The following is a 19,326-nucleotide window of genomic DNA, read 5'->3' as shown; positions in this document are numbered from 1 at the left end:
GGCCGAGGGGGACGCTTCCCACGGGACAAGGACGCGTTTCCGAAGCGCACTGCCTCTAACGTGGGAGGCTCCTCATGGAAAACGTGGAGTCGATGGACATGGAACGCAATGCCTTGCATTTCCCGGTCGTCCTGGCCGGCCTGCTGTTCTTCAGCCACCCGCACGCCGCGGCCGCCCCGCTGACCCTGGACCCCGGCGCCGGCAACGCCAGCCTGGGTTCCGCCGGCAACGGCGTGCCCGTGGTCAACATCGCCACCCCCAACGCCGATGGCCTGTCGCACAACAGGTTCGGCCACTTCAACGTCGGCCGCGAGGGCCTGATCCTCAACAACTCGCCGGGCGCGGCGCAGTCGCAACTGGGCGGCGCCATCGGTGGCAACCCCAACCTGCACGATGGCGCGGCGCGCAAGATCCTCGGCGAGGTCACCGGCGGCAGCCCCTCGCAGCTGCTGGGCGCCATCGAGATCGCCGGGCCGGGCGCGCACTTCATCCTCGCCAACCCCTATGGGGTGACCTGCAACGGCTGCGGCTTCATCAACATGCCGCGGGCCACCCTGACCACCGGCAAGCCGCTGTTCGACGGCGACCGCCTGGTGGGCTACGACGTCGACGACGGGCACATCGGCATCGAGGGCGCCGGGCTCGACGCACGCCAGGTGGGGCGTTTCGAGCTGATCACCCGCAGCGCCTCGCTCAATGCCGCGCTGCACGCCCGGCAGCTCGACCTGGTCGCCGGGCGCAACCGCGTGGACGGCGAGAGCCTGACGGCCAGCGCCAAGGCCGACGACGGCCGCCCGCGGCCGCGCCTGGCCATCGACAGCTCGGCCCTGGGCGGCATGTACGCCAACGCCATCCGCCTGGTCGGCACCGAGCGGGGCGTGGGCGTGAGGCTGGCCGGGGAACTGGCCGCCAGCGCCGGCGACATCCACATCGACGCCAATGGCCGCCTGCAGCTGGCGCGCCTGCACAGCGCCGGGAACCTGCGCCTGAAGGCCGGCGACCTGCACCTGGCCGGGCCGGTCAGCGCCGGTGGCGACACCGAGCTGTGGGCCGACGGCAACCTGGTCAACCAGGGCCGGCTGGACAGCGCCGGCCGCCTGCTCCTGCGCCTGGGCGGCGGCCTGGACAACCGCGGCGGCGAGCTGCGCGCCCAGGACATGGACTTCAGCCTGGGCGGCGCCCTGGACAACGGCCGGGGCCTGGTCGAAAGCCGCGGCAGCCTGCGCCTGCATGCCGCCGGCCTGGTCAACGACCGCGGGCGGATCCGCGCCCGGGGCTGGCAGGGAAGCACCGAGATCGTCATCGGCGGCGTGCTGGACAACCGCAACGGCACCCTGGAGACCAACGCCCGCGACCTCGACCTGCGCAGCGCGGGCCTGCTCAACGACGGCGGCTGGGTGGGGCACAACGGCAACGGCCGCTTCGGCATCGACCTGGCGCAGCTGGGCCTGGCCGGCGGCCGTTTCGTCACCCGCTCCGTGCTGCGCATCGAACGCGACCACTGGTTCAACAACAGCAGCCTGCAGGCCCGCGAGCTGATCCTCGACGTGGCCGAGCTGGAGCAGGGCGCCAGCGGCCGGCTGAACGGCGTGCTGGGCGTGCGGGGAACGGGCCGCGACTGGCGCAATGCCGGGGTGATCGGCAGCGAATCCGAGCTGCACCTGGAGCTGAGCGGGCGCTACAGCGGCAGCGGCCGGCTGATCAGCCAGGACGACCTGCGGCTCAGTGCCGAGTCCATGGAGATAGAGCAGGGCGGCAGCCTGATCAGCGGCCTGTACGCCAGGCTCGACATCCGCGGCGAGCTCATCAACCACGGCGCCATCCTCGCCTACGACGAGTTCTGGGTGAATGCCGAACGCCTGGTCAACCACGGGGTGCTGGGCAGCGGCTCCGAGCTCTACCTGGACGTGGGCAGCCTGGAGGATGAAGGGGATATCTTCAGTAACGGCGACGTCGAGTCGCATATTCCCTGGAAGTGGACGCTCTAGGCCGGCGCTGCGGGCCCGATGCTGTTCACTTGAGAAAGAATGCCGTTTCTCTGCATGGGAGAAACGGCATTTTCATGTGGGGTGGGTCATGGATTGCTTGTGGTTTGGCCCCTTGTACCCAACCTAACCCCTGTCATTCCCGCGTTCGCGATAGTCCGTAGGGCGCATAACGCCTACGGCGTTATCCGCCATGATCGCGGACAAAGTCCGCTCCTACGCAGCCCGAGTCATGCCATTCCCCTGTAGGAGCGCGCCCTGCGCGCGAAATCGCGGGCAGGGCCCGCTCCTACAAAGAGCACCCCGGCGCGGACTGCAAGACAGTTGCTCCTACGGTTCCAGGAATCACGGTCGTAGGACTCCGTCCGCGATTGGATTCACCGGCCATGCCGGACACCCCGGTGGCACGGTCAACGGCGGATAACCGCGAACGGTTATCCCTACGGTCTTGCCGGCTGACGCTGTGTTATTCGCTTGTTCGGGACAGCCCCCTCTCCCGCTTGCGGGAGAGGGTTGGGGAGAGGGCGCTCTGAAACCCAGCACCTACGCCCCCGGAAAGGGACGCTTAGTCCTGGCCCAAATGAACCGCACCAGGCACCTCGAGCCGGGCCTTTCGGGCCGGCTCGGCCGCCGCGCCGGGTATGGACGTCAGGCAGCGCAGCGGGCTGTTGCCGTTGCGCACCCGGCGCATCTTCGGCGCGCCGCCGAGCACCACCGCCAGGTAATAGAGGTACGCCAGCGGGCGCGGCATGCCGGCGTCCAGCAGCATCCGCTGGAACAGGCGGTCGGCGCAGGCCTTGTCCAGCGGCGAGACGTTGAGGAACTGGTAGAGCGCGTCGTGCACCAGGCTGGCATGGTGCGCCAGGGGCCAGAACACCTGCTTGCGGCGGACCTCGCCGTCGCGGATGCAGGCCACGTCCTCCAGGTGCTCCCACCAGTCCGGGGTGCCGAAGATCGCCAGCCAGTAGAAGGGCACCTTCGGCGAGCAGCCGTCCCAGGCATAGGTGCGCGGCCGGTCGAAGTGGTAGCGCACCTCGCCGCGCGCCAGGTCGACCTCGCTGTGCCCGGGGTTGACGATGATGCGCCCGTCGTGGACCACCAGCCATTCGCTATAGAAGAAGCAGCCACGGGCTTCCTCGCAGACCACCGTGAGCGGGAAGTCGATGTAGTTGACCCAGGGCCCGGGGCGGTCGCGGCTGCAGAAGCCCCAGCGCTCCACCGAGGCCGCCCGCGCGGCACGGATGCGCCGCAGGCGCTCGCGGCGGCCCACCAGTTGCGGCAACAGCACGCCCAGGTATACCGGCAGCGCGCCGGCCAGCAGGTACTGCACCAGCAGCGGCTGCAGCAGCCAGGCCAGGCCCAGCAGCACCAGGCCCAGGGCGGTGACCAGCAGGTTGGCGAGGTGGCGCAGCAGCGGGCGGTTCAGCGGTGGGGCGGCTTGCATGGCATCCTCCGTGATGTCTGGAGGATGCCATTGTGCCATTGTCGCTCGCCGGCTTCAGTCGACCTGTCGCCATTGCGCCAACAGGCGCCGGTGCGCTTGGAGCGCCGCGGGCTGCACGCTGGGCCGCAGGCGCAGCTCGGCGCCCGGCAGGCATTGCGCCAGGCGCGCCAGGGCCCTGGGGCTGAGGGCGCCCAGGCGCGGGTAGCCGCCGATGGTCTGGCGGTCGTTGAGCAGCACGATCGGCTGGCCGTCCGGGGGCACCTGCACGGCGCCCAGCGGGATGCCCTCGGAGATCATCGGCCTGCCCAGGTAGTGCAGCGGCGGGCCGAGCAGGCGCATGCCCATGCGGTCGGCGCGCTGGTCGAGGCTCCAGGTGGCCTCGAAGGCGTCGAACAGGCTCTGCCCGGCGAAGTCGCCGGCCTGGGCGCCGAGGATCAGTTCCAGGTGCGCCGGGCCGTCGTAGCACGGCCGCTGGTGGGCCTGCATGTGGCGCTGCGGGGGCGTTCCGCCGGCGGCGCGCAGTTCGTCCCCGGCCGCCAGCGGTTTGCCCTGGCCGTCGAGGCCGCCGAGCCCTTCGCGGACCACGGTGGCGCAACTGCCCAGCACCGCCTCGCCGAGGAAGCCGCCGGGGGCCGCCAGGTAGGCGCGGGCGCCGCTGCGCGGCTGGTGGAAGCCCAGGCGCTGGCCGGCGCGCATGGCGAAGGCCTGCCAGGGGGCCAGCGGCTGGCCGTCGAGTTCGGCGGCCAGGTCGGCGCCGGCCAGGGCCAGCTGTGTGTCGGCGCTGGCACGCAGGACCACGCCGCCCAGGGGAATCTCCAGCACTGCCGCGTCCAGGCGGTTGCCCAGCAGCCAGTTGGCCCAGGCCTGGGCTTCCCAGTCCAGGGCGCCGCCCTGGGTCACGCCCAGGTGGCGCACGCCGAAGCGGCCGCCGTCCTGCAACTGGGCCAGCGGGGTGCTCTTTTCCACGTGCAGCACGGTCATGCCAGGCCCTCCTCGGCGGGCATGGGCGTGTCGTCGCCGCCCAGGCGGATGAATTCGGCGCGGTCGATGGCCTCGAAGCGCACCCGGTCGCCGGGTTGCAGCAGGCTGTAGCCGTCGCGTTCGCGGTCGAACAGGCGCGCCGGGGTGCGCCCGATGAGGTTCCAGCCGCCGGGGGAGGCCAGCGGGTAGGCGGCGGTCTGGCGCTCGGCGATGCCGACGCTGCCGGCCGCCACCCGTTGCCGCGGGGTGGCCAGGCGCGGGCAGGCCAGGGCCGGCTCGACCAGGCCCATGAAGGCGAAGCCCGGGGCGAAGCCGAGGGCGAACACCTGGTAGGCGCGGCCGCTGTGGCGGCGGATCACCTCGGCCGCATCCAGCCCGCAGTGCCGCGCCAGGCGGGCCAGGTCGGGGCCGACGCCGGGGTCGTACCACACCGGCAGCACCTGCTCGCGGCTGTTCTCGCCGGGCAGCGGCTGCAGGCCGTCGAGGGCGGCGAACAGGCGCTCGCGGAGCGCCAGCGGCTCCAGCCGCAGCGGGTCGAAGCGCAGCATCAGGGTGGTGTAGGAGGGCACCAGTTCCAGCAGCTCGTCGCCGAAGACCTCGCCCAGGCGCCGCGCGGCGGCCAGCAGCCAGGGCATGTTGGCTTCGTCGATGGCGTCGAACAGGCGCAGCATGTAGCTGTCCAGGGCGACCACTTCCAGGCGCGGCCTCATGCCGGCACCAGGGCGTCCAGGGCCGCGCGCAGCTGGCGCACGGCCTCCACCGAGCCGGGGTTGTCGCCGTGCACGCAGATGCTGTCGGCGCGCAGGCGCAGCGCGCTGCCGTCGCTGGCCGTGAGCGCCTCGCCGCGGGCCAGGGTCAGCGCCTGGGCGATCACCTGGCGGCTGTCGTGGTGCACCGCGCCGGGCAGCTGGCGCGACACCAGGTGGCCCTCGGGGGTGTAGGCGCGGTCGGCGAAGGTCTCGAACCACAGGCGCAGGCCGAACTCGGCGGCCATGGCCAGGGCGCCCTGGTTGTCGCGGGTGGACAACAGCATCAGCGGCAGCTCGCGGTCGTAGGCCGCGACCGCGCGCATCACCGCGCGCAGTTGCTCGGGCTTGCGCATCATGTCGTTGTACAGCGCGCCGTGCGGCTTGACGTAGCTCACCCGGGCGCCCTGGGCGCGGCAGATGCCGTCGAGGGCGCCGACCTGGTAGTGCAGCATGTCCTCGACCTCCTGCGCGCTGCACTCCAGGGAGCGGCGGCCGAAGCCGAGCAGGTCGGGGTAGCCGGGGTGGGCGCCGATGCGCACGCCATGTTCCAGCGCCAGGGCCACGGTGCGGCGCATGCTGCCGGGGTCGCCGGCATGGTAGCCGCAGGCGATGTTGGCGCAGTCGATGTGCGGCATGACCTCGGCGTCCAGGCCCATCTTCCAGGCGCCGAAGCTTTCGCCGATGTCGCAGTTGAGCAGGGGAAGGTGCATGGTCGTCCTCGCTGTACGTCTCAGGGTTCCAGTTGGCGGCCGCGGGTTTCCGGCAGGCTCAGGGCGGCGAGGATCACCACGCCGTAGGACACCGCGGCGAAGCCGCCGATGCCCAGCCCCAGCGGCACGTGCTGGCTGAGCATGCCGATCAGCATGGGGAAGAGCGCCGCGATGGCGCGCCCGGCGTTGTAGCAGAAGCCCTGGCCCGAGCCGCGGATGCGGGTGGGGAAGAGTTCGGTGAGGAAGGCGCCCATGCCGCTGAAGATGCCCGAGGCGAAGAAGCCCAGGGGGAAGCCCAGCCAGAGCATCGCCGAGTTGCCGATGGGGAGCCGGGTGTAGAGCAGCACCACGATGAAGGAGCCGACGGCGAAGAGGATGAAGTTCTTCTTGCGCCCCAGCAGGTCGGTGAGGAAGGCGCTGACCACGTAGCCGACGTAGGAGCCGAGGATGACCATGGCCAGGTAGCCGCCGGTGCCGAGCACGCTGAGGTGGCGCTCGGTCTTGAGGTAGGTCGGCAGCCAGGAGGTGATGGCGTAGTAGCCGCCGAGGGCGCCGGTGGTGAGGAGCGAGGCGCGCAGGGTGATGCTGAGCATGCCGGGGGCGAAGATTTCGTGGAAGTTGATCTTCTCGCCGCTCTCGCGGGCCTTGGAGCGCTGGTAGACCTCCGGCTCCTTGACCAGGCGGCGGACGAAGAGCACGAACAGCGCCGGCAGCAGGCCGAGGAGGAACAGCGCGCGCCAGGCGTACTCCGGCGGCAGCAGGCTGAACAGCAAGGCGTAGAGCAGGGCGGTGGCGCCCCAGCCGAGGGCCCAGCCGGACTGGACCAGGCCCACCGCCTTGCCGCGGTCGCTGCTGCGGATCACCTCGCCGATCAGCACCGCGCCGGCGGTCCACTCGCCGCCGAAGCCGAAGCCCATCAGGGTGCGGGCGAGCAGCAGTTGCTCGTAGTTCTGCGCCAGGCCGCAGAGGAAGGTGAAGAAGGCGAACCAGAGCACTGTCAGTTGCAGCGTCAGCACACGGCCGATGCGATCGGAGAGGATGCCCGCGATCCAGCCGCCGAGGGCCGAGGCGAGCAGGGTGAAGGTGTGGATCAGCCCCGCCTCGCCGGTGCCGATGCCCCACAGGGCGATCAGCGTGGGAATGACGAAGCTGAGCATCTGGGTGTCCATGCCATCCAGGCCGTAGCCTATCTTGCAGCTCCAGAAGGTGCGCCGCTCCTGCTTGCTGAGGTCGCGGTACCAGCCGAAATGGCCGCTGCTGCGCACCTCGAGGCCGCCCACGGCGGCCGCCTGCTTTTCCATGGGATTCTCCGATCATCGTTATTGGACTTGTTCGGTGGCCGGATAGCGTCACCTGGGGGAAGATTCTTCGAGGCCCGGCGGCAGTCGTCCAGCTAATAAAAGCGGTCGCCGGTGACAAGAAATTCCGATGGCCGCCGGCATGCGCCCGGGTCGCCGCGCCGGCGGCCGGGGGGTATGCTTGCCCGTTCGCTCCCGGTACCGCCCATGAACCTGAAATTCCTCGAGACCTTCGTCTGGGTCGCTCGCCTGAAAAGCTTCCGCCTCACCGCCGAGAAGCTGTTCAGCACCCAGGCCGCCATTTCCAGTCGCATCGCCGTGCTCGAAAGCGAGCTGGGGGTGAAGCTGTTCGTCCGCGATTCGCGCGGCGTGACCCTGACGCCCGAGGGCCATCAGGTGCTGGAATACGCCGAGCGCATGCTCGACACCCTGCACGAGCTGCACCAGGCGATCGATGCGGGGCGCGTCAGCCAGGGGCGCATCCGCATCGGCGCCATGGACACGGTCGTCCACACCTGGCTCAGCCCGCTGGTGGCGCGGGGCATGGAGCGTTTCCCGGAACTGGAGATCGAGCTGACGACCGATACCGCGATCAACCTCGCGGAGCAGTTGCGCAAGGGCTACCTGGACCTGGTCTTCCAGACCGACCCGATCCGCCACGAGTCGGTGCTCAACCTGGAGCTGGGCAGCTACCCGCTGCGCTGGGTGGTGGCCAGCGGCTCGCACTACGCCCGCGACTACGCGAGCCTGGAGGAACTGGCCAGCGAGCGCGTGGTGACCTTCTCCAAGCACTCGCGGCCGCACCTGGACCTGCTCACCCTGCTCCAGGCCCGAGGCATCAGCGTGCCGCGGCTGAACTGCGTGAACTCGGTGGCGGCCATGACCCGCCTGGTGCGCGATGGTTTCGGCATAGGCGCGCTGCCGCCGGCTCTGGTGACCCAGGAGCTGGAGCGCGGCGAGCTCCGCGTGCTGCGCGTCGAGCCGCCGCCGCCGGACCTGCCGCTGGTGGCCTCCTGGCGAGGCGGCAGCGGCCTGGAACTGGTGGAGCAGGTGCTGGGGATGGGCCGCGCGGTACTGGCGGCCTACGCGGAGCGGGTCGGCCCGGCGCACTTCGTCCTGCTGCCGCCGGTGACCGACGCCTGAATCAACTTTCCTTATGCCCGGCCCCGGAAACTATTTGTTGGACGCTGTGGCGCCCGGCCGCCTAAAAGGTCGGTTCCGCCCCGCACGAGGAAGCCTCCGATGACACCGCCCCACGACCTTGCCTCCCTCAGCCCCCTGGAGCTGCGCCGGCTGATCCGCCGCGGCGACTACGCCGGGCACACCAGCGGCCTGGGCCAGCGCCACCTGCAGGCCAACATCGTCATCCTGCAGCGCGCCTGGGCCGACGAGTTCCTCCGCTTCTGCGTGCTCAACCCGCGTGCCTGCCCGCTGCTGGACGTCACCGAGCCCGGCTCGCCGCGCTTCCACAAGCTCGGCGCCGACATCGACGTGCGCAGCGACGTGCCGCTGTACCGCGTGTACCGCCGCGGCCAGCCCCACCGCGAAACGAGCGACATCGGCGAGTTGTGGGAGGCCGACTTCGTCGCCTTCGCCATTGGCTGCTCGTTTTCCTTCGAGCAGGCGCTGCAGGACGAGGGCATCGCCCTGCGGCACATCGAGCAGGGGCGCAACGTGGCCATGTACCGCACCCATCTCGCCAACACCCCCGCCGGGCGCCTGGCCGGCAGCATGGTGGTGTCGATGCGCCCGCTGAAGGCCGCCGACGCGGTACGCGCCAGCCAGATCACCGGACGTTTCCCGCTGACCCACGGCGCCCCGGTGCACATCGGCGACCCGGGGTTGATCGGTATCGCCGACCTGCAGGCGCCGGACTACGGAGAGCCGGTGGACCTGGCCGACGACGAGTTGCCGGTGTTCTGGGCCTGTGGCGTTACCCCGCAGGCGGTGCTGGCCGAGGCCGAGCCGGAGCTGTTCATCACCCATGCGCCGGGCTGCATGCTGGTCAGCGACCTGCTCTACGGCCAGCTCTGAGTCCCTCGCCCTGCACGCCGGTAGCGGGGAGTGCCCTGCCGTCAGGCCACGCCCCGCCACGCCTGCATCCGCTCAGACGCTGCGCCAGGCCATCGATGCTGGCCGCGGCTGAGCGGCATCCCCGTGGTGTTACCGACCTTCTTCGGCCGTGCAGCCAGGCTTGCCGCTGCTCCCGCCGGGGCGCCGGGTAGCCTTTCGATAGCGCGCTGCTCCATTTGGTAACGCCTGCCCCGTAACGGCGCACGTGGACGCGGGGGCTTCCTCCGAGAGAGCGGATTTTTTCCTGCCGAAGGCCATTTTCAGGCGGCCTTTTTCTGAGTTGGCATCAAGTTTGATTACTCGCAATGGAAAGATTGTTGAACAATCACTCTGCGAGGGCATCACCATGAAACAGCGAATTGTGGGCAGGAAGGCGGGCTGGCTGGCGGCACTGGCGGTGCCCGGCGTGCTGGCGCTGGCCGCGCCGGCCATGGCGGCGGTCACCGGCACCCTGGAGGAGGGGCGGCTGAGCGTCGGCTCGGACCTTACCTACCCACCCTATGCCTACCTCGACCAGAGCCAGCCCGCCGGCTTCGACCCGGAGTTCATGAAGGGCCTGGGCGAGCACCTGAAGCTGCAGACGGAGTTCCGCGACACCCGCTTCGCCAACCTGGTGATGGGCGTCAACGCGCGGCGCTTCGACGTGGTCGCCTCGGCACTCTACGTCACCCCGGAGCGCGCCCGCCAGGTGGACTTCCTGCCCTACCTGAAGAGCGGCGCCTCGCTGCTGGTGCGCAGCGACGACGACTTCCGCCCGCAGCGCGCCGAGGACCTGTGCGGCAAGCGCGTGGCCTCGATCAAGGGTGGCTCGTGGATTCCCCGGCTGCTGGAGGTCTCGCGCGACTACTGCGTGGCCCAGGGCAAGCCGGCGATCCAGTCGCGCGAGTTCCCCACCTCGCCGGAAGCCGCCCAGGCCCTGCTGGCCAAGGCGGTGGACGTGCAGTTCGAGAACGCCGCGGTGGCCAGGATCACCGCCGAGAAGCTGCAGGGCCGCCTGCAGATCGCCTCCCGCGAGCTGATCTACCCGGTGGTCATCGGCCTGGCCGTGCGCAAGGGCAATGGCGAGCTGCTCGACGGCCTGCGCCAGGGCTTCGAGGCCATGAAGCAGGACGGCGAATACCAGGCCCTGCTGCAGCGCTACAACCTCGCCGAGCCGACCGCGGCGGACGTCGCCCAGGCGCTGGGCAACTGAACCGACGGCCGGCCAGCCGGCCGGCCGAGCGACACGGAGCACGAACATGCATTTCGACTGGCACTATGCCCTGGGCCTGCTGTGGAACGCCGATTTCTGGCGCGCGGTGGGCACCGTGGTGGAGCTGAGCCTGGAGACCTGGCTGCTGGGCATCGCCCTCGGTTTCCTGGTGGCCCTGGCCCGGCAATCCTCGCGGCGCTACCTGCGCGACGCGGCGGCGCTGTACATCTGGTTCTTCCGCAGCCTGCCGCTGCTGGTGCTGCTGATCTTCGTCTACAACCTGCCTCAGGTGTTCCCCGGCACCAGCGCGCTGCTGTCCAACCCCTACGGCGCCGGGCTGATCGCCATGGTCCTGAGCGAAACGGCCTACATCGCCGAGATCCACCGCGGCGGCCTGCTGGCGGTCGCCAAGGGCCAGCTGGAGGCGGGCAAGGCGCTGGGCATCGGCTACCGCGGCGTGCAGTGGCTGATCGTGATCCCCCAGGCGCTGCGCGTGGCGCTGCCGACCCTGGCCAACGAATACATCACCATCGTCAAGCTGACCTCGCTGGTCTCGGTGATTTCCCTCAGCGAGATCCTGCTGGTCGGCCAGCAGCTCTACACGCAGAACTTCCTGGTGATGGAGACCATGCTGGCGGTGGCCTTCTACTACGTGCTCATCGTCACCCTGTTCGGCTACCTGCTGCGGCGCCTGGAGAACCACCTCGACGTCACCCGCCGCCAGCCGCGCCCGGTGCCGGTGGGCGACCTGCCGGCGGTGTTGCCGCGGCGCAACGAGGGCGCCGCGGGGCAGGGCGCCTTCGCCCTGCAGGTGCGTGGCGCGCGCAAGCACTACGGCGAGCTGGAAGTGCTCAAGGGCATCGACCTGGACGTGCGCTGGGGCGAGGTGGTGTCGATCATCGGCCCCTCGGGCTCCGGCAAGACCACCCTGATCCGCACCCTCAACGGCCTGGAGGCGCTCGACCAGGGCGAGGTGACCCTCTGCGGCAAGCCGTTCCTGCGCGGCGCGCGCGAACCGGGCGGGCCGCTGGGCAACAAGGTGCACATGCAGGGCATCGTGCAGGTCGGCATGGTGTTCCAGGGCTTCAACCTGTTCCCGCACAAGACGGTGCTGGAGAACGTCATGCTCGCCCCGCACCACCACGGCCACGCCACTGCCGCCGAACTGCGCCAGCTGAGCCTGGCGCTGCTGAACAAGGTGGGCATGCTGGCGCACGCCGGCAAGTACCCGCACCAGCTCTCCGGCGGCCAGCAGCAGCGCGTGGCCATCGCCCGCGCGCTGGCCATGCGCCCGGCGGTGATGCTGTTCGACGAGCCGACCTCGGCGCTGGATCCGGAACTGGTCGGCGACGTGCTGGCGGTGATCGAGGAGCTGGCGAAGGAGGGCATGACCATGGTCATCGTCACCCACGAGATGAACTTCGCCTTCCGCCTGTCCGACCGCGTGGTGTTCATGGAGGCCGGGCGCATCGTCCAGGCCGGGCCGCCGCGTGAGCTGCTGGAGCAGCGCAGCGAGCGCATGGGGCGCTTCCTCAAGGACGTCCAGCTGGCCTGAGGAGGGCCGCAGATGAAAAGCAAAGACGCCGGCGGCCTGTCGCTGTCGGCCCAGGTGGCCAACGAACTGCGCGAGGACATCATCGGCGGGCGCCTGCTGCCGGGCATGGCGCTGGTCGAGGGCGAGCTGGTCAAGGCCTACAACGCCTCGCGCAACACCATCCGCGAGGCCCTGCACCAGCTCGGCCGCGAGGGCCTGGCCACCTACGTGCGCAACAAGGGGGTGATGGTGCGCCGCCTGGGCCTGGCCGAGGTGCGCGACATCTTCCTGGTGCGGCGCACCCTGGAGCTGCAGGCGATCCTCGCCAGCAAGCCGCTGCGCGAGTACCAGTCCGACCGCATGCTCGAGGCCATAGAAGCCGCCGAGCTGGCCCAGGACCGCGAGGACTGGCAGGCCTTCGGCACCCACAGCCTGCACTTCCACCAGCACATCGTCGGGCTGATGCGCAGTCCGCTGTTCGACGAGTTCTTCGCCAACGTCGCGGCGCAGATGCGCCTGGTGTTTTCCCTCGCGCCCAACGAGGAGAACTTCCAGCGCCCCTGGATCGACCGCGACCGGCACATCCACGACCTGCTCGGCGCCGGTCGCAAGCACGAGGCGGCGGAGGCCATGGCCAGCTACCTCGAGGATTCCGAAAACGCGCTGCTGGACCTGCTCAGCACGCCCCATTCCCTCTGAACCAGGAGACACCGAACATGTACAAGGACTATCCCGCCGCCTACCAGGCCAACAAGGGTTCCGCCCTGCAGGTGGACAAGGCGTTCTACGACCGCCTGCGCGAGGACAAGGGCGCGCGCACCCTGATCGAGCAGTTCGAGGTGCCGATCCGCACCGGCCGCGCCTGGAAGGTGCCGGCCGGGCACCTGTTCCGCGTCACCACCCCGGTGGGCCCGCAGGTCGGCGACTTCAACGTGTGGAACGCCAACGACCCGCGCGAGCGCATGTGGGCCGCGCGCACCCGCCAGCTGCAGGGCGCCCACGTGACCACCTACGACCGCCTGTGGTCCAACCTGCCGTTCCTGCGCCCGCTGCTGACCATCACCGACGACAGCCTGGCCGCCTACGGCATCGACGAGCACGGCGGGCGCCTCCACGACCTGCTCGGCACCCGCTGCGACCCCTACGTCAACAAGATGCTCACCGGCGAGGACTTCCACCACCACTGCCACTCGAACCTGACCCGCGCGGTGCTGCCCCACGGGCTGACCGAGTTCGACGTGCACGACGTGCTGAACATCTTCCAGTGCACCGGCCTGAACCACGACGACATGTACTTCATGAAGGCCTGCCCGGCGAAGCAGGGCGACTACCTGGAGTTCTTCGCCGAGATCGACGTGCTCTGCGCACTGTCCACCTGCCCGGGCGGCGACCTGTCGCTGCCGATGTGGGGCCCCGAGGCCCAGGACCCGCTGAGCGTCTGCCGGCCGCTGGGGGTGGAGATCTACCGCGTCGAGCCGGCCCTGCTCGAAGGCTGGCAGCCGCCGCAGCGCGCGGCCTACGACGGCCTCCACGGCCTGCGCCTGCAGAAGCCCGACTGGGAGCGCTGAGCCGGCGACGGGCGTGCCGGCCGCCGGCCGGCACGCCTCCGGGCAGGGCCGCCGCTACCCCTGCATGAACGAATATGTCGCGGCGTGGTAATCCCATCGCCCCGCCGTCTCGTTAAGCTCCGCAAGTGAATCGTGACCGGGCGGTCCGGCCGCCATCCTGGATGCTTCCCCTGCCTGGATTAATGCCCGGCATCTGCTGAACTTCATCGGAAGACGGCGGCCCGGCGCCGCCCCCGGGGCGATTCGCAGCTCGAGAAAGCCCTTGCTTCACCCAATGACAAGCCAAGCGGAGCATTGACCATGGCGTTCTTCACCGCGGCCAGCAAAGCCGATTTCCAGCAGCAACTGCAATCGGCGCTGGCGCAGCACGTCGGCGAAAAGGTGCTGCCACAAGTAGCCCTGTTCGCCGAACAGTTCTTCAGCCTCATCTCCCTCGACGAATTGACCCAGCGCCGCCTGTCCGACCTGGTCGGCTGCACCCTGTCCTCCTGGCGCCTGCTGGAGCGCTTCGACCCGGCCGAGCCGGAAGTGCGCGTGTACAACCCCGACTACGAGAAGCACGGCTGGCAGTCCACGCACACCGCCGTGCAGGTGCTGCACCCGGACCAGCCGTTCCTGGTCGACTCGGTGCGCATGGAGCTGAACCGCCGCGGCTACAGCATCCACACCCTGCAGACCACCGTGGTCAGCGTGCGCCGCAACGCCAAGGGCGAGCTGCTGGAAGTGCTGCCGAAGAACAGCCAGGGCAAGGACGTGGGCCATGAGTCGCTGATGTACCTGGAGATCGACCGCGCCTCCCACGTCGGCGAGCTGCGCACCCTGGAGAAGAGCCTGCTGGAGGTGCTGGGCGAGGTGCGCCTGGCGGTGGCCGACTTCCCGGCCATGCGCGGCAAGGCCGAGGAACTGCTGGCCTGGCTCGGCAAGTCGAAGGCCAAGGCCCGCGCCGAGGAGACCGCCGAGGTCCGCGCCTTCCTCGAATGGCTGCTGGACAACCACTTCACCTTCCTCGGCTACGAGGAATTCACCGTGGTCGACGAGGGCGACGGCGGCCGGGTGAACTACGACGAGAAGTCCTTCCTCGGCGTGACCAAGCTGCTGCGCACCGGCCTGAGCAAGGAGGAACTGCACATCGAGGACTACGCGGTGGCCTACCTGCGCGAGCCGCTGCTGCTGTCCTTCGCCAAGGCCTCGCACCCCAGCCGCGTGCACCGCCCGGCCTACCCGGACTACGTGTCCATCCGCGAGATCGACGCCAAGGGCAAGGTGCTGCGCGAATTCCGCTTCATGGGCCTGTTCACCTCCTCGGTGTACAACGAGAGCGTCAACCACATCCCCTCGATCCGCGGCAAGGTCGCCGAGGTCGAGCGCCGCTCCGGCTTCGACGCCAACGGCCACCTGGGCAAGGAGCTGGCCCAGGTGCTGGAGGTGCTGCCCCGCGACGACCTGTTCCAGACCCCGGTGGACGAGCTGTTCAGCACCGCCATGGCCATCGTGCAGATCCAGGAGCGCAACAAGATCCGCCTGTTCCTGCGCAAGGACCCGTACGGCCGCTTCGCCTACTGCCTGGCCTACGTGCCGCGCGACATCTATTCCACCGAGACGCGGATCAAGATCGAGCAGGTCCTGCGCGAGCGCCTGAAGGCCAGCGACTGCGAGTTCTGGACCTTCTTCTCCGAATCCACCCTGGCGCGGGTGCAGTTCATCCTGCGGGTGGACCCGAAGACGCGCATCGACATCGACACCAAGCGGCTCGAGGAAGAGGCCATCCAGGCCTGCCGTTCCTGGCAGGACGACTACGCCGCGCTGGTGGTGGAGAACTTCGGCGAGGGGCAGGGCACCAACCTCCTCGAGGACTTCCCCAAGGGCTTCCCGGCCGGCTACCGCGAGCGCTTCGCCCCGCACTTCGCGGTGGTCGACCTGCAGCACCTGCTCAGCCTGTCCGAGGCCCGCCCGCTGGTGATGAGCTTCTACCAGCCGCTGGCGCAGAGCGAGCAGCAGCTGCACTGCAAGCTGTACCACGCCGACGCGCCGCTGGCGCTGTCCGACGTGCTGCCGATCCTGGAGAACCTCGGCCTGCGCGTGCTCGGCGAGTTCCCCTACCGCCTGCGCCACGCCAACGGCCGCGAGTACTGGATCCACGACTTCGCCTTCACCTACGCCGAAGGCCTGGACGTGGACATCCAGCAGCTCAACGAGATTCTCCAGGACGCCTTCGTCCACATCGTCAACGGCGACGCCGAGAACGACGCCTTCAACCGCCTGGTGCTGACCGCCAGCCTGCCGTGGCGCGACGTCGCCCTGCTGCGCGCCTACGCGCGCTACCTCAAGCAGATCCGCCTGGGCTTCGACCTGGGCTACATCGCCAGCGCGCTGAACGCCCACGTGGACATCGCCCGCGAGCTGGTGCGGCTGTTCAAGACGCGCTTCTACCTGGCCCGCAAGCTCGCCGCCGAGGACCTGGAAGACAAGCAGCAGAAGCTGGAGCAGGCCATTCTCGCGGCCCTGGACAACGTCCAGGTGCTCAACGAGGACCGCATCCTGCGGCGCTACCTGGACCTGATCAAGGCCACCCTGCGCACCAACTTCTACCAGCCCGACGCCGCCGGCCAGAACAAGAGCTACTTCAGCTTCAAGTTCAACCCCAAGGCGATCCCCGAGCTGCCCAAGCCGGTGCCCAAGTACGAAATCTTCGTCTACTGCCCGCGGGTGGAAGGCGTTCACCTGCGCGGAGGCAAGGTCGCCCGCGGCGGCCTGCGCTGGTCCGACCGCGAGGAGGACTACCGCACCGAGGTGCTCGGCCTGGTCAAGGCCCAGCAGGTGAAGAACGCGGTGATCGTCCCGGTGGGCGCCAAGGGCGGCTTCATCCCGCGGCGCCTGCCGGTGGGCGGCAGCCGTGACGAGATCCAGGCCGAGGCCATCGCCTGCTACCGCATCTTCATCTCCGGCCTGCTGGACATCACCGACAACCTGAAGGAAGGCGAGGTGGTGCCGCCGGCCAACGTGGTGCGCCACGACGAGGACGACCCCTACCTGGTGGTGGCCGCCGACAAGGGCACCGCGACCTTCTCCGACATCGCCAACGGCATCGCCGCCGAGTACGGTTTCTGGCTGGGCGACGCCTTCGCCTCCGGCGGCTCGGCCGGCTACGACCACAAGGGCATGGGCATCACCGCCCGCGGCGCCTGGGTCTCGGTGCAGCGGCACTTCCGCGAGCGCGGCATCGACGTGCAGAAGGACAGCGTCACCGTCATCGGCATCGGCGACATGGCCGGCGACGTGTTCGGCAACGGCCTGCTGATGTCCGACAAGCTGCAACTGGTGGCCGCCTTCAACCACCTGCACATCTTCCTCGACCCCAACCCGGACCCGGCGCTGAGCTTCGTCGAGCGCCAGCGCCTGTTCAACCTGCCGCGCTCGGCCTGGTCGGACTACGACGCCGCGCTGATCTCCGCCGGCGGCGGCGTCTTCCCGCGCAGCGCCAAGAGCATCACCCTGAGCCCCGAAGTGCGCGCGCGCTTCGACATCCAGGCCGAGCGCCTGACCCCCACCGAGCTGATCAACGCGCTGCTCAAGGCGCCGGTGGACCTGCTGTGGAACGGCGGCATCGGCACCTACGTCAAGTCCAGCAAGGAGAGCCACGCCGACGTCGGCGACAAGGCCAACGACGCCCTGCGCGTTGACGGCCGCGAGCTGCGCGTGAAGGTGGTGGGCGAGGGCGGCAACCTGGGCGTGACCCAGCTGGGCCGCGTCGAGTTCGGCCTGAACGGCGGCGCCTGCAACACCGACTTCATCGACAACGCCGGTGGCGTGGACTGCTCCGACCACGAGGTCAACATCAAGATCCTGCTCAACGAGGTGGTGGCCGCCGGCGACATGACCGGCAAGCAGCGCAACAGCCTGCTCGCCGAGATGACCGAGCAGGTCGGCGACCTGGTGCTGGGCAACAACTACAAGCAGACCCAGGCGCTGAGCCTGGCCGAACGCCGCGCCCGCGAGCGCATCGCCGAGTACAAGCGGCTGATGAACGACCTGGAGGCCCGCGGCAAGCTCGACCGCGCCCTGGAGTTCCTGCCCACCGACGATGGCCTGGCCGAACGCATCGCCGCCGGCCAGGGGCTGACCCGCGCCGAGCTGTCGGTGCTGATCTCCTACAGCAAGATCGACCTCAAGGAGTCGCTGCTCAAGTCCCAGGTGCCGGACGACGACTACCTCACCCGCGACATGGAGACGGCCTTCCCGCAGACCCTGGTGGCCAAGTTCGGCAGCGCCATGCGCAGGCACCGGCTGAAGCGCGAGATCGTCAGCACCCAGATCGCCAACGACCTGGTCAACCACATGGGCATCACCTTCGTGCAGCGCCTGAAGGAGTCCACCGGCATGACCCCGGCGAACGTCGCCGGCGCCTACGTGATCGTCCGCGACGTGTTCCACCTGCCGCACTGGTTCCGCCAGATCGAGCAGCTCGACTACCAGGTGCCGGCGGAAGTCCAGCTGACCCTGATGGACGAACTGATGCGCCTGGGCCGCCGCGCCACCCGCTGGTTCCTGCGCAGCCGCCGCAACGAACAGGATGCCGCCCGCGATGTGGCCCACTTCGGCCCGCGCATCGCGGCCCTGGGGCTGAAGCTCAACGAGTTGCTCGAAGGCCCGACCCGCGAGCTGTGGCAGGCGCGCTACCAGGCCTACGTCGACGCCGGCGTGCCGGAACTGCTGGCGCGCATGGTCGCCGGCACCAGCCACCTCTACACCCTGCTGCCGATCGTCGAGGCGGCGGACGTCACCGGCCGCGACCCGGCCGAAGTGGCGCGCGCCTTCTTCGCCATCGGCAGCGAGCTGGAGCTGACCTGGTACCTGCAGCAGATCAGCAACCTGCCGGTGGAGAACAACTGGCAGGCGCTGGCCCGCGAAGCCTTCCGCGACGACCTCGACTGGCAGCAGCGGGCGATCACCGTCTCGGTCCTGCAGATGCAGGACGGCCCGCAGGACATGGGCGAGCGCGTGGCCCTGTGGATCGAGCAGCACCGCGAAATGGCCGAGCGCTGGCGCGCCATGCTGGTGGAACTGCGCGCCTCCACCAGCACCGACTACGCCATGTACGCGGTGGCCAACCGCGAACTGCTGGACCTGGCGCAGAGCAGCCAGCACGCCACGAGCATCGCCTGATGCCCGCCAGCTGAACCCATTGCCGATACCGAGCCCCGCCTTGTGCGGGGCTTTTTTTCATCGCATGCGGCCATGGCGCGCCGTGGCCTCGGCGCATCGGCGGATAACCGCGAACGGTTATTCGCCCTACATCACGGTCGGGCCCGACGTAGGGCGCATAACGCCTACGGCGTTATCCGCCGTTTGGCCATGATTCTCGGCGGCTCCGGGGTTGACCTGGGCGTTGGCCGCGGCTTCGGCGCATCGGCGGATAACCGCGAACGGTTATTCGCCCTACGTCATGGTCGAGCCCGACGTGGGGTGGATAAATCCGCGCCTACAGGGAAACTCCCCATCCCCCAGCGAACCCCGCTTGAGATTCTTTCGCGTTTCGCTCGGTTTGGAAATATTTAGTTACATTTATATTCGCTCTTTCAGAAAGAACGGCTATGGTCAATGGCTATTAGCCATCTCTCAACGATATTTCCGGAAGGCAGGTATAGATATCGATATTTATCGACTTTTCAGGTCCCGAATGCCGCTCCTGGCCCCGCCATGACCCGCCTCTGTCAAAAAATCGCTTTCCCGGGTTTTGTCCTTGTTCGTCAAATTTCTGGCTTTTATCGAGGCGAAATCAGTCATTCGCTGTA

Annotated in this window: 13 protein-coding genes; 8 read left to right on the top strand and 5 right to left on the bottom strand. The window is 69.2% G+C overall.

What is annotated here, in order from left to right; genetic code table 11:
* Positions 1-98 precede the first annotated feature (98 nt).
* Positions 99-1,988, top strand: coding sequence for a filamentous hemagglutinin N-terminal domain-containing protein (locus CHC02_RS17320; protein ID WP_244160964.1), 1,890 nt, complete (start codon positions 99-101; stop codon positions 1,986-1,988).
* Positions 1,989-2,550: 562 nt separating this feature from the next.
* Here CHC02_RS17320 and CHC02_RS17315 read toward each other — a convergent pair.
* The 5 genes from CHC02_RS17315 to CHC02_RS17295 are packed head-to-tail and all read right to left on the bottom strand — an operon-like array spanning position 2,551 to position 7,170.
* Positions 2,551-3,429, bottom strand: a complete 879-nt coding sequence (locus tag CHC02_RS17315; protein ID WP_089392687.1) for a DUF1353 domain-containing protein — start codon at positions 3,427-3,429, stop codon at positions 2,551-2,553.
* A gap of 54 nt (positions 3,430-3,483) precedes the next feature.
* On the bottom strand, positions 3,484-4,410 hold the full coding sequence (locus CHC02_RS17310; protein ID WP_089392686.1) for a 5-oxoprolinase subunit C family protein: 927 nt from the start codon (positions 4,408-4,410) through the stop codon (positions 3,484-3,486).
* The gene (gene pxpB, locus CHC02_RS17305) at positions 4,407-5,120 is read right to left on the bottom strand and encodes a 5-oxoprolinase subunit PxpB (RefSeq protein WP_089392685.1); all 714 of its coding nucleotides are present in this window, start codon (positions 5,118-5,120) and stop codon (positions 4,407-4,409) included. Before pxpB ends, CHC02_RS17310 begins: the two co-directional genes overlap by 4 nt.
* Positions 5,117-5,869 (bottom strand): 5-oxoprolinase subunit PxpA, encoded by a 753-nt coding sequence (locus CHC02_RS17300; RefSeq protein WP_089392684.1) that lies wholly within the window; start codon positions 5,867-5,869, stop codon positions 5,117-5,119. The genes pxpB and CHC02_RS17300 overlap by 4 nt, the downstream gene beginning before the upstream one ends.
* A 20-nt stretch (positions 5,870-5,889) precedes the next feature.
* Positions 5,890-7,170 (bottom strand): MFS transporter, encoded by a 1,281-nt coding sequence (locus CHC02_RS17295; RefSeq protein ID WP_089392683.1) that lies wholly within the window; start codon positions 7,168-7,170, stop codon positions 5,890-5,892.
* 204 nt (positions 7,171-7,374) lie between these two features.
* On the opposite strand from CHC02_RS17295, the gene CHC02_RS17290 reads away from it, so the two are divergent.
* From CHC02_RS17290 to CHC02_RS17260, 7 genes are all read left to right on the top strand, one after another.
* The gene (locus CHC02_RS17290; protein WP_089392682.1) at positions 7,375-8,310 is read left to right on the top strand and encodes a LysR family transcriptional regulator; all 936 of its coding nucleotides are present in this window, start codon (positions 7,375-7,377) and stop codon (positions 8,308-8,310) included.
* A gap of 99 nt (positions 8,311-8,409) precedes the next feature.
* The gene (locus CHC02_RS17285; protein WP_089392681.1) at positions 8,410-9,201 is read left to right on the top strand and encodes a putative hydro-lyase; all 792 of its coding nucleotides are present in this window, start codon (positions 8,410-8,412) and stop codon (positions 9,199-9,201) included.
* A gap of 385 nt (positions 9,202-9,586) precedes the next feature.
* On the top strand, positions 9,587-10,432 hold the full coding sequence (locus CHC02_RS17280; RefSeq protein WP_089392680.1) for an ABC transporter substrate-binding protein: 846 nt from the start codon (positions 9,587-9,589) through the stop codon (positions 10,430-10,432).
* 46 nt (positions 10,433-10,478) lie between these two features.
* Complete coding sequence (locus tag CHC02_RS30755) at positions 10,479-11,987, top strand: amino acid ABC transporter permease/ATP-binding protein (RefSeq protein WP_089392679.1); 1,509 nt, start codon at positions 10,479-10,481, stop codon at positions 11,985-11,987.
* A gap of 12 nt (positions 11,988-11,999) precedes the next feature.
* The gene (locus CHC02_RS17270; protein ID WP_089392678.1) at positions 12,000-12,665 is read left to right on the top strand and encodes a GntR family transcriptional regulator; all 666 of its coding nucleotides are present in this window, start codon (positions 12,000-12,002) and stop codon (positions 12,663-12,665) included.
* A 17-nt stretch (positions 12,666-12,682) separates the two neighbouring features.
* Positions 12,683-13,534, top strand: coding sequence for an urea carboxylase-associated family protein (locus CHC02_RS17265; protein ID WP_089392677.1), 852 nt, complete (start codon positions 12,683-12,685; stop codon positions 13,532-13,534).
* Positions 13,535-13,834: 300 nt separating this feature from the next.
* Complete coding sequence (locus tag CHC02_RS17260) at positions 13,835-18,697, top strand: NAD-glutamate dehydrogenase (protein WP_089392676.1); 4,863 nt, start codon at positions 13,835-13,837, stop codon at positions 18,695-18,697.
* Positions 18,698-19,326: the final 629 nt, after the last annotated feature.

It is taken from the genome of Pseudomonas delhiensis, assembly GCF_900187975.1.
Taxonomy (GTDB): domain Bacteria; phylum Pseudomonadota; class Gammaproteobacteria; order Pseudomonadales; family Pseudomonadaceae; genus Pseudomonas; species Pseudomonas delhiensis.
Note: the sequence above shows the minus strand (reverse complement) of the source record. Positions and strands in the feature narration are given on the sequence as shown.

What these genes read in the sequence shown, in the direction of transcription:
- pxpB (WP_089392685.1), bottom strand. Translation starts at nt 5,120, where the DNA reads ATGAGGCCGCGCCTGGAAGTGGTCGCCCTGGACAGCTACATGCTGCGC.
- CHC02_RS17285 (WP_089392681.1), top strand. Translation starts at nt 8,410, where the DNA reads ATGACACCGCCCCACGACCTTGCCTCCCTCAGCCCCCTGGAGCTGCGC.
- CHC02_RS17300 (WP_089392684.1), bottom strand. Translation starts at nt 5,869, where the DNA reads ATGCACCTTCCCCTGCTCAACTGCGACATCGGCGAAAGCTTCGGCGCC.
- CHC02_RS17260 (WP_089392676.1), top strand. Translation starts at nt 13,835, where the DNA reads ATGGCGTTCTTCACCGCGGCCAGCAAAGCCGATTTCCAGCAGCAACTG.
- CHC02_RS17310 (WP_089392686.1), bottom strand. Translation starts at nt 4,410, where the DNA reads ATGACCGTGCTGCACGTGGAAAAGAGCACCCCGCTGGCCCAGTTGCAG.
- CHC02_RS17265 (WP_089392677.1), top strand. Translation starts at nt 12,683, where the DNA reads ATGTACAAGGACTATCCCGCCGCCTACCAGGCCAACAAGGGTTCCGCC.
- CHC02_RS17315 (WP_089392687.1), bottom strand. Translation starts at nt 3,429, where the DNA reads ATGCAAGCCGCCCCACCGCTGAACCGCCCGCTGCTGCGCCACCTCGCC.
- CHC02_RS30755 (WP_089392679.1), top strand. Translation starts at nt 10,479, where the DNA reads ATGCATTTCGACTGGCACTATGCCCTGGGCCTGCTGTGGAACGCCGAT.
- CHC02_RS17280 (WP_089392680.1), top strand. Translation starts at nt 9,587, where the DNA reads ATGAAACAGCGAATTGTGGGCAGGAAGGCGGGCTGGCTGGCGGCACTG.
- CHC02_RS17320 (WP_244160964.1), top strand. Translation starts at nt 99, where the DNA reads ATGGAACGCAATGCCTTGCATTTCCCGGTCGTCCTGGCCGGCCTGCTG.
- CHC02_RS17290 (WP_089392682.1), top strand. Translation starts at nt 7,375, where the DNA reads ATGAACCTGAAATTCCTCGAGACCTTCGTCTGGGTCGCTCGCCTGAAA.
- CHC02_RS17270 (WP_089392678.1), top strand. Translation starts at nt 12,000, where the DNA reads ATGAAAAGCAAAGACGCCGGCGGCCTGTCGCTGTCGGCCCAGGTGGCC.
- CHC02_RS17295 (WP_089392683.1), bottom strand. Translation starts at nt 7,170, where the DNA reads ATGGAAAAGCAGGCGGCCGCCGTGGGCGGCCTCGAGGTGCGCAGCAGC.